At 67.3% G+C, this 8,681-nt stretch carries 9 protein-coding genes; all 9 read right to left on the bottom strand.

The genetic code is table 11. The annotated features are described in order from the left end of the window. Positions 1–43 precede the first annotated feature (43 nt). A complete protein-coding gene (locus tag QMX83_RS18085) occupies positions 44–1,015 on the bottom strand; it encodes a YadA-like family protein (RefSeq protein ID WP_282298031.1) in 972 nt (323 codons plus the stop codon). 265 nt (positions 1,016–1,280) lie between these two features. Continuing rightward, a complete protein-coding gene (locus tag QMX83_RS18080) occupies positions 1,281–2,774 on the bottom strand; it encodes a sigma-54 dependent transcriptional regulator (RefSeq protein ID WP_282298030.1) in 1,494 nt (497 codons plus the stop codon). Then, the gene (locus tag QMX83_RS18075) at positions 2,771–3,148 is read right to left on the bottom strand and encodes a response regulator transcription factor (RefSeq protein ID WP_125361230.1); all 378 of its coding nucleotides are present in this window, start codon (positions 3,146–3,148) and stop codon (positions 2,771–2,773) included. The genes QMX83_RS18080 and QMX83_RS18075 overlap by 4 nt, the downstream gene beginning before the upstream one ends. 14 nt (positions 3,149–3,162) lie before the next feature. Beyond that, a complete protein-coding gene (rpoN, locus tag QMX83_RS18070; protein ID WP_282298029.1) occupies positions 3,163–4,572 on the bottom strand; it encodes an RNA polymerase factor sigma-54 in 1,410 nt (469 codons plus the stop codon). Between the two features lie 292 nt (positions 4,573–4,864). Continuing rightward, entirely contained in the window at positions 4,865–5,494 is a 630-nt protein-coding gene (locus QMX83_RS18065) for a response regulator transcription factor (protein ID WP_282298032.1), read from the bottom strand. Positions 5,495–5,584: 90 nt separating this feature from the next. After that, complete coding sequence (locus QMX83_RS18060) at positions 5,585–6,172, bottom strand: PilZ domain-containing protein (protein ID WP_282298028.1); 588 nt, start codon at positions 6,170–6,172, stop codon at positions 5,585–5,587. Further along, positions 6,169–6,483 (bottom strand): hypothetical protein, encoded by a 315-nt coding sequence (locus QMX83_RS18055; RefSeq protein ID WP_282298027.1) that lies wholly within the window; start codon positions 6,481–6,483, stop codon positions 6,169–6,171. Before QMX83_RS18055 ends, QMX83_RS18060 begins: the two co-directional genes overlap by 4 nt. After that, positions 6,483–6,899 carry a flagellar export chaperone FliS gene (gene fliS, locus QMX83_RS18050; protein WP_282298026.1) on the bottom strand — a complete coding sequence of 139 codons (417 nt, stop codon included), beginning with the start codon at positions 6,897–6,899 and terminating at the stop codon, positions 6,483–6,485. The genes QMX83_RS18055 and fliS overlap by 1 nt, the downstream gene beginning before the upstream one ends. Positions 6,900–7,059: 160 nt before the next feature. Then, positions 7,060–8,418, bottom strand: a complete 1,359-nt coding sequence (fliD, locus tag QMX83_RS18045) for a flagellar filament capping protein FliD (RefSeq protein WP_282298025.1) — start codon at positions 8,416–8,418, stop codon at positions 7,060–7,062. Positions 8,419–8,681: the final 263 nt, after the last annotated feature.

The raw sequence follows: 8,681 nt of genomic DNA, 5'->3' as shown, positions 1-8,681 counted from the left end.
GCCCGGGACCGGCCCGGGCGTGGTCGTTCCCCAACGGTGTGCGTTACCAGGTCACGCCGAGGCCGGCCCCGTACGAACGTTCATTGCCTGCGCTGGAAACGCCGAGCGAGCCGGCAACGCGCTCCGAGAAGCGCCGACGGAACCCCACGGCGAAGGCCTGTTCGCCGTCGGTGGAGCCGACGCCGACACCCAGCCAGTTGGCACCCACGTCGGGCATCCCCAGGCTGTGGACCTGGGCTGCCGCCATCGCGCCCTGCCGGCTGATCCGTCGATCCACCTTGCGCAGCTGATCGTCGATCGCGTCCAGCCGGGCGTCCACGCCGGCGAAGCGGTCATTCATCTCGCCGCGCAGCTGGTCCAGATCAGCCGCTGCGACGCCGCCACCGCCACCGCTTCCCAGCAGGGCGATCTGCTGGTCGGTGTAACTGTTGGCCTGCTGCAGGGCACCGTCGGTATAGCTGTTGGCCTGTTGCAGAGTGGTGGCGGCCGTGTCATTGAGCTGGCTGACGTTCACGCCATCGGTGTCGGCGGTGCCGGCGGCGACATTGGTGATGCGGCGCTCCGCACCGGCGGCGCCGACCGACACGGTGTTGTCCTGGTCGGCGACGGAGTTGGCACCGATGGCCACTGCATTGGCAGCGGTGACGGACGTGTTGTAACCCAGCGCGGTACTGGCATCACCGCTGGCCGTGGCGCTGCGGCCGAAGGCGCTGGAGAACGCGCCGGACGAACTGGCGAGGACGCCAATGGCGCTGGAGTTCGCTCCGCTGGCGTCCGCCTGGGTGCCAAACGCGGCACTGGTGCCGCCCGAGGCGGTGGCACCGTCGCCGCAGGCGTAGTCACTGCCGCCCGTGGCGGTAGGCGCAACGCCGCCGGTCTGGTCGCACACGGATTGTGCCCAGGTCGGCGCGGCGCAGAGTGCGAGGCCGAGGGCGAAGGTGATGCGGGTGGGGGAGAGGAAGGCGGCAAGCGGGCGCACGCCGCGCGCAGAACGGGTATCCCTGGAACGTGCCATGGTCGAGGTCTCCGTCAGCAGCGCGCGCCGGCCTGTCCTGGGTGGCCGGTGTGGCTGCAAGAATCCCCCGATTCCCCGCAGGCCGGCAGGAACGGTGGCGCTCCTGCCAGCATGCAGCTGGGGGCGAACTTAGTCGCCCCTGTGTCATGGTGCTGTGAAAGAAATGCCGCTGGAGTGTGCGGTGGTTCGCAGATCTGAGGATTGCAAGCACCGTTTGGGCCGGCCAACGGCCGGCGCTACCGGGTTCGGGTTCGCCCGTCGTGTTTCAGCCGGCCAGTTCAGTCTGGTCGCGTTCGATGCCGTATTTGCGCAGCTTTTCCACCAGCGTGGTGCGGCGCAGGCCGAGCAGTTGTGCGGCGTGCGCCACCACGCCCTGGGTGCGTTCCAGCGCTTCGTTGATCAGGGTCAACTCGATGTTGGCCATGTGGTGGCGCAGGTCCAGGCCGTCGTCGGGCAGGGCCGGCGTGCGTGCCGCTTCCGCCGGGTTCTGCGGCGCTGCCGCCGTGCCCGCACCCGGGGTGTGGAAGGAGAAGCTGCGCAGGTCCAGACGCTCGTCGCTGGTGGCCGCCGCGACCGTCGTCGGTGCCGGTGTGGCGGGGTTGAAATCGCCACGGTAGCGGGCCGGCAGGTCCTGCACGCGGACCGTGCCGCCGGGGTGTAGCACAGCGAGGCGTTCGACCAGATTGGTCAGTTCGCGCACATTGCCGGGCCACTCGTAGGCGGCCAGTGCCTGCAGTGCTTCGGGGCTGAAGCGCACTTCGCCACGACCGGTTCGTGCCAGCTGCGCGGCGATGGTGCTGACCAGCGCGGGCAGGTCTTCGGTGCGATCACGCAGCGAAGGGACCTCGATCGGGAACACATTGAGGCGATAGAACAGATCCTCGCGGAACTTGCCTTCGGCAATGCGCGATTCCAGGTCACGATGCGTCGCCGCGACCACGCGGACATTGCAGCGGATGGTCTGGTTGCCGCCGACGCGCTCGAAGCTGCGCTCCTGCAGCACGCGCAGCAGCTTGACCTGCATCGGCAGGCTCATGTCGCCGATTTCATCCAGCAGCAGGGTGCCGCCCTCGGCCATCTCAAAGCGGCCTTTGCGGGCGCTGAGTGCACCGGTGAACGCGCCCTTTTCGTGTCCGAACAGTTCGCTTTCCAGCAGGTCGGCAGGAATGGCCCCGCAGTTGATGGCGACAAACGGACCATCGCGACGCGGTGAGCGCTGGTGGATCGAGCGCGACACCACTTCCTTGCCCGTGCCCGACTCGCCCAGAACCAGCACGGTGGTGTCGAACGCGGCGACCTGCTCGATCATCTGGCGCAGTTCGGTGACAGCGGCACCGTCGCCGGTGGGGCCGTGGTCCTGTGCGGCACCGGCCTGGTGTTCCGCATCGAGCCGCTTAAGGCTGGCGCGTCGCAGCAGCGCTTCCATCTGCGCATGCCGCAACGGCGCTTCCAGCGGCCACACGTTGGCCTCGTGCAGGCCATGGTGACGGGCGAACGCGGTGGTGTCGCCGTCGATCAGCATCACTGGCGGTGGCAGGGCACCGTGTCCGGCCCAGGCGAACAGGGCATCGGTGGCCGCGCTCTGCTCCAGGCTGCCGATGATGACCGCCATCCAGTCATTGCTGCGCTGGCGGCTGGTGTCGAAATCACCGGCGTCGACCACCCAGCGCGGGTTGAAGTCCATGAATTCAAGCAGGGCGACGGTACGCTCGGCACGCACCGCGTCGTTGTCCAGCACCAGAATGCGAGACTCGCTCATGCCGTCACTCCTTTCAGGCCCTCGAGAATGGGCATGACCTCCTGGATGTAGGAGAGCTTGCTGACGAAGTTGTCGGCACCCGCCCGCAACGCATGTTCACGATGCTCGGCGTCGTCGAAGTGGCTGGCGATGACGATGTACGGTGCATCGTCCTGGGTCTTGATCAGGCGGGTGGCCTGCAGCCCGCCCATTTCCGGCATGGCCAGGTCCATCAGCACAACCTGCGGACGCAGCGACTCGGAGCGCTCGATGGCTTCCAGGCCATTTCCCGCGCTGCCGATGACATCCAGCCAGTCGACCTTGCGGAAGTGACGCATGGCCGCGTTGATGAAACCTTCGTGGTCATCGACCAGCAGGACGGTGAGCTTGTTCATGACGTGTACTTCCTTCAGCCCACCCGGGCCAATAGCGGGGACCGGGCGCTGGCCCGACGGCGTTCACGTGCCGGGGCAATGTCCAGTTGTTCGCGGTATTTTGCAACGGTACGGCGTGCAATGTTCACTCCCTGACGTGACAGGAGTCCCGCAATTGCCTCGTCAGCCAGCGGACGACCGGCCGGTTCAGCATCGATCAGGCGGCGAACCATGGCTTTGACGGCCTGTCCGGAGACGCTGGCCCCTTCCAGGCGCACGGCGAAGAAGTGCTTCAGCTCCAGGGTGCCCCGGGGGGTCTGCAGGTACTTTCCGGTGGTAATGCGCGAAACGGTCGATTCGTGCATGCCGATCGCGTCGGCCACTTCCTTCAGGGTCAGGGGGGCCATGGCTTCTTCACCGCGGGTGAGGAAGCCGGCCTGGCGTTCGATGATGACGGCGGTGGTGCGCAGCAGGGTGTCGTAGCGCATCGACAGCCCGCGGGTCAGCCAGCGGGCTTCCTGCAGCATGTCACGCAGCGGCTGAGCGGCGTCGCCGGCATCGGCCAGCGCGTGCTCATAGCTGGCGTTGATGCTGAGGCGACGGCTGGTGGCCGGGTTCAGGGCAACCCGCCACTGGCCGTCGGCGTGCCAGGCGATGACGTCGGGGATGACCGCGCCGGTGGTGTCCGGCAGCAGGCTTTCACCCGGGCGCGGCTGCAGCGACAGGATCAGGCGTACGGCCTCGTGGATGTCGGCCTCTTCGGCGTCGAGCTGCCGCGCCAGCGCCGCGTAGTCGTGGGCGGCCAGCAGGGCCAGGCCTTGATCCAGCACGCGCTGGGCCAGGTGGCGCGCCGGAACGCGGCCGTGCAGGGCGCGCAGCTGGGCCGACAGGCATTCATGCAGGTCACAGGCGGCCAGGCCGGCCGGGTCGCCGTGCAGGATCTGCTGGCGAACGGCTTCGACCCCGGCGGCGTCCATGTCGCTGCGGGCAGTGGCCAGCAACTGCAGCTGCGCCAGCGGCGCGGTCAGGTAGCCGGCATCGTCGCAATGTTCCAGCCAGAATCCGGCGACCTCGAGCTGGCGGGCATCCAGCTCCAGTGACAGACGCTGCAGGGCGCGCAGCTGCGGATCTGTGGACTCGTCGGCGGCGATCCGCTGCATGCGGTCGTCATCGCCGTCATTCCAGCTGGCACCGGTCACGTCCCACACGTTGGTCTCGGGCAGCTCGTCAAACGCGGCGACCTCGACCTGGGTGCCGTCGACGGTGCTGGGGGCGGCATCCTGTTCGGGGGCTTCTTCCAACTCCAGCAGCGGATTGGTCTCCAGCGCGCGGCGGATTTCCAGCTCGAGCTGCAGGCCATCCAGCTGCAGCAGACGGATCGACTGCAGCAGCTGCGGCGTGAGGTGGAGTTGCTGACCCAGCTGGGTCGAGAGTGTCGGCTTCATGCGTGTTCCCCGTCGCGCCGCGTCCCCGGTGCGTTCTGGAACACATCTTGCTTGTCAGGGGGCAGGGGGGGAATCAGGGGGTTCCTGAGTGCGGTCGTTCAATCCCTGACGGCGTGTAAGGAAGTTCCTGACGGCGGTTCGATGTTTTGACGCGGGGCGTGGCCGGAAAGCGGCTTTTCCGTGGCTGCACAGCGCCTCGGCGATCAGGATTCTGACGTGACGGGTCGATTCCGCCTGAATGCGTCGGGGAACCGACGCGGGGCGGGCGGTCGAACCAGCAGGGGGGCTCGCCCTACAGCTCGTGCTGATGGCGGGCGGCGAGCAGCAGCAGGTCGTTGGCGCGGCGGCAGCCCAGAGACTCCATCATGCGCGCGCGGTGGGTTTCCACGGTCTTGACGCTGATGCCCAGGTCGGCGGCGATTTCCTTGTTGCTCTCGCCCTTGCCGATCTGGCGCAGGATCTCGCGCTGGCGCGGCGACAGGGCGGCGATGCCAACCGGCTTCTCGCGACCCAGCATGGGGGCGAGCATCTTGGCCGAGATCTGCGGGCTCAGGAAGACCTGGCCGGCGTGTGCGGCGCGCAGCGCCAGCTCCAGTTCCTGCGGCGCGGCGTCCTTGACCACGAAGCCCACTGCGCCACGGTCCAGCGCATCGCGCACGTGCACGGCATCGTCGTGCATGGTCATCATCACCACGCGGGTACCCGGCGCACGCATGAGGATGTCGCTGAGCGCTTCGAGCCCGGTGCGGCCGGGCAGGGACAGGTCCATCAGGATCACATCGGGCGAGTGCTGCAGGGCGAGCTGCAGCGCCTGCTCGGCGTTGCTGGCCTCGGCCACCACGGACACGTCGGCGAAGGTCTGCAGCAGACGGCCAAGGCCTGCCCGGACCAGAGTGTGATCGTCGACGATGAGAACGCGCACGGATGTGAGGAAAGGTGAGGACAAGTCCTTCACATTAACCCGTTGGGGGCGCATAGCCAAGCGTATGGCGTGACAACAAATACCGGGAGGTCAGGATTCGCGGCCACGTCGGCTGTCGGCCACCTGGCGACGGTGCAGCCGGAACAGATGCCGTTCCAGGGCCATTTCGAGCCCGTCGCTGACCGGCTCAAAGCGCAGCCACAGGTAGTAGGCACCGCCGCCGGTGGCGGCCTCGGCCAGGACCGAGACCGGCAGGTCGATATGGTCGGGCAGCCAGTCGCAGGGCTGCAGGCGGATGATGCCCAGGCTGCCGGGGGTGGCCGCGCTGCGGCTGCCCAGTTCCAGGCGGATGCCCCGTCGGGACCAGCGCAGGGGGCGAAGCGGCAGGTCCTGGGCGCTCTGCCGGACCAGCCGGCCAAGCAGCACCATGACCAGGTCCAGCTTGGCCTCCAGCCGCAGCAGGTGCTGGCCGGAATCGCCACGTTCGTCGTGGCCGTCATCACTGCGGCTGTCTTCGACCAGGGCGACGCTGCGCAGCAGGGTCTCGGCGCTACCGGGGCGGATGACCGCGCTGCCCAGCCGGAACTCGGCGGGCAGGGCCAGGTCGCAGCTCAGCGTTTCGTCGAACAGCGCGCTTTCGGCGGGATGCAGGACTTCGCTGGCGCGGGGATCGTTCATGCCAGGGATTCTGCCCGCAGGTATGCGAGGGAGGCGCGAACGGCGCGTCGGCCGGCGGTGAGGTGTTCGCCGGCTTCGTCACGGCGGGCGGCCATGCGAATGCTCAGCTGCTGCTGGCGCGCGATCAGGCCATGCAGCGAACCGGCATCGATCTGCCCCTGGTCGCCGTCAAGCCAGGCCCGAACCTGGCCGTCGTAGGTGTCCATCAGGCGCTGGGTAAGGTCGTGGTCCTCACCCTCGACCGCGGCCGACAGCTCGTCCAGCGCTGCATGCAGCAGCTGCACGTCATCGTGGGCGAGTGCGGCGTTCATCAGGCACCCACCGCGGCAGGCTGGCGCTGGTCATGGGGGATGGCATTCCAGGCCGCATCGATCTCGCTCAGCAGCTGCAGCGATTCCTGCAGGGCGACGGGGTCATTGTGCAGATTGGCATCAGTGAGGCGCTGCATGACGTAGTCATACAGGGCCGACAGGTTGCCGGCGATGTCACCGCCCGCTTCATGGTCGAGCGAGCCATTGAGGTGGCCGACGATGGCGCAGGCCTCGCCGATGGCCTTGCCCTTGCGCGCCTGGTCGTTGCGCTCCAGGCAGGCTTCGGCCAGGCGGATGCGTTCGCAGGCACCGGCCAGCAGCAGCGCGACCAGCTTGTGCGGGTCGGCGTCGGTGACGGCGGTGGACACGCCCACCTTGCGGTATTGCTCTGCGTACTGACGGCTGGAACCGTACATTCGAAACTTCTCCTCTCTTCCCGGAACCCGCATGGGGCGCGGTCCCTGGTGGTGCCGGGCGCTGCCCGGTCAGCCCCACCGCGCGGCAGTGGCGGTGGGTGTTGCTCTCAATATCGGCGCTGGTGCGTGCAAACTTGAGGCGTCGTGTGAGAAACGGTGATCAGCTGCTGGTCTTCTTGGCCAGCGCCTGGGTCAGGCTGTCGCTGGTGGTCTGCATCTGGGTGACCAGGGTTTCCATGGCGGTGAACTGCTTGGTGTACCGGTCGGAGACCTTCTCCATGCGCGCGTCGAGCGCGTCCAGGCGGCTTTCCAGATCCTTGATCTGCTTGTCCAGCGAATTCTTGCGCTGGGTCAGGGTGCCGGTTTCCTTGTCCAGATTGCTCTTGATCAGCGAATCCATGGACTTGCCGATGGTGCCTTCGGCCCCGAACAGCTTGGAGACGGCTTCGGGATCCTTGCCGATGGCGGTTTCCATCTTGGCGCTGTCCAGCGTCAAGGTGCCGTCGGCGGCCAGGGTGACGCCCATGTCCTTGAGTGCATTGATGTTCGTGCTGAACTGGCTGCGCAGCTGCTGCTGCAGCCCGCGCACCATGGCGTCGCCGGTAAGGGCCGAGGCGGTGTTGGTGGCGGTGTTGTAGGCGCTGGAGGACTTCAGCGCGTTGTTCATGGCGTTGTAGGCGGCCACGAAGGCGGCCATGTCGGTTTTCAGCGAGGTGTTGTCACGGGTGATGGTGAGGGTCTGGGTCTTGCCCGCCTCGGTACCGGCCTTGGTCAGGGTGAGGTTCACCCCGGGCACGATGTCGCTGATGGTGTTGGAGCTGGAGGTGCGGGTGAAGCCGTCAACCACGACGACCGCGTCTTTGGGCTCGACGGTCTGGGTCATGCCGGAACCGGCGGTGCCATCGTAGGTGAGGGCGCTGAGCCCGCCGTTGCCACCGCTGGTGCTGATGGTGACGGCACCGGCCAGGCCGGTATCGACGGCGCTGAGCACCAGGTGCTGGCCATCGTCGGCGGTGATGACGCTGGCGGTGACGCCCTTGCCGCCGGCGGCCTTGTTGATGGCGGCGGCGATGTCGGTCAGCTTGCTGTCTTCCTTGATGGTGACATCGAGGGTCTTGTCGCCGTAGGCGAGGGTGAGCGTGCCGTCACCGACGACCTGGTCCTTGCCGAAGGCCCCGGAGCTGAGCTTCTGGCCCTGCGCCAGCGATTTGACTTCGACCTGGTGGGTGCCGGCCGAGGCGCTGGCGGCCCCATCGGAGGTATCGATGCTGGCGCTGAAGTTGGAATCAGTGACAGTGGAGGCCTTGAATGCCGGCTTGTCGGCATTCTTCATCAGGCTGGTCAGCGTGGTCTGCAGGTTGGTCATGCCACTGGTCAGGGTGGCGATCGCCGACAATTTGGCGCTGGCGGCGGTGCCGGCGGCATTGATCTGGTTTTCCTGCGGTTCGCGCTCCTTGGCGACCAGCTGGGCCACCAGGGTGGGGATGTCGAGGCCGGTACCGATGGTTCCAATTGCCATGTCTGCAGTCCTGTATTCGTAACGGTGGGCACGCAACCGCCTGCTGCGCCTGCAGGGGGTATCGGCCCGAAACGGGAAGTCTTGAACCAGGGCCTTGTGGCTGCCCCGGTAGTGCCGAATTTCATGCAAGCCCTGTGCCATGGTGTGTCGGCATTCGACGGTTTACGGGTCGCCGGGCGTTGCCCGGCTGCTGTTGGATTTGGGCGAACAGCCCGTGGCTGCCGGTCTACGTGTGTGGGGCCGGCGGGTGGGGGGTACGGGAC

It is taken from the genome of Stenotrophomonas sp. PS02289 (genome assembly GCF_029960115.1).
In the GTDB taxonomy this organism is placed as follows: Bacteria; Pseudomonadota; Gammaproteobacteria; order Xanthomonadales; family Xanthomonadaceae; genus Stenotrophomonas.
The sequence above is the reverse complement of the archived record's forward strand: the minus strand, read 5'-3'. Positions and strand labels throughout refer to the sequence as shown.

Bases quoted from the DNA above. Each gene is read 5' to 3' on its own strand.
- QMX83_RS18055 (WP_282298027.1), bottom strand. From the start codon at position 6,483: ATGAACGCCGCACTCGCCCACGATGACGTGCAGCTGCTGCATGCAGCG.
- rpoN (WP_282298029.1), bottom strand. From the start codon at position 4,572: ATGAAGCCGACACTCTCGACCCAGCTGGGTCAGCAACTCCACCTCACG.
- QMX83_RS18060 (WP_282298028.1), bottom strand. From the start codon at position 6,172: ATGAACGATCCCCGCGCCAGCGAAGTCCTGCATCCCGCCGAAAGCGCG.
- fliD (WP_282298025.1), bottom strand. From the start codon at position 8,418: ATGGCAATTGGAACCATCGGTACCGGCCTCGACATCCCCACCCTGGTG.
- QMX83_RS18075 (WP_125361230.1), bottom strand. From the start codon at position 3,148: ATGAACAAGCTCACCGTCCTGCTGGTCGATGACCACGAAGGTTTCATC.
- QMX83_RS18085 (WP_282298031.1), bottom strand. From the start codon at position 1,015: ATGGCACGTTCCAGGGATACCCGTTCTGCGCGCGGCGTGCGCCCGCTT.
- fliS (WP_282298026.1), bottom strand. From the start codon at position 6,899: ATGTACGGTTCCAGCCGTCAGTACGCAGAGCAATACCGCAAGGTGGGC.
- QMX83_RS18080 (WP_282298030.1), bottom strand. From the start codon at position 2,774: ATGAGCGAGTCTCGCATTCTGGTGCTGGACAACGACGCGGTGCGTGCC.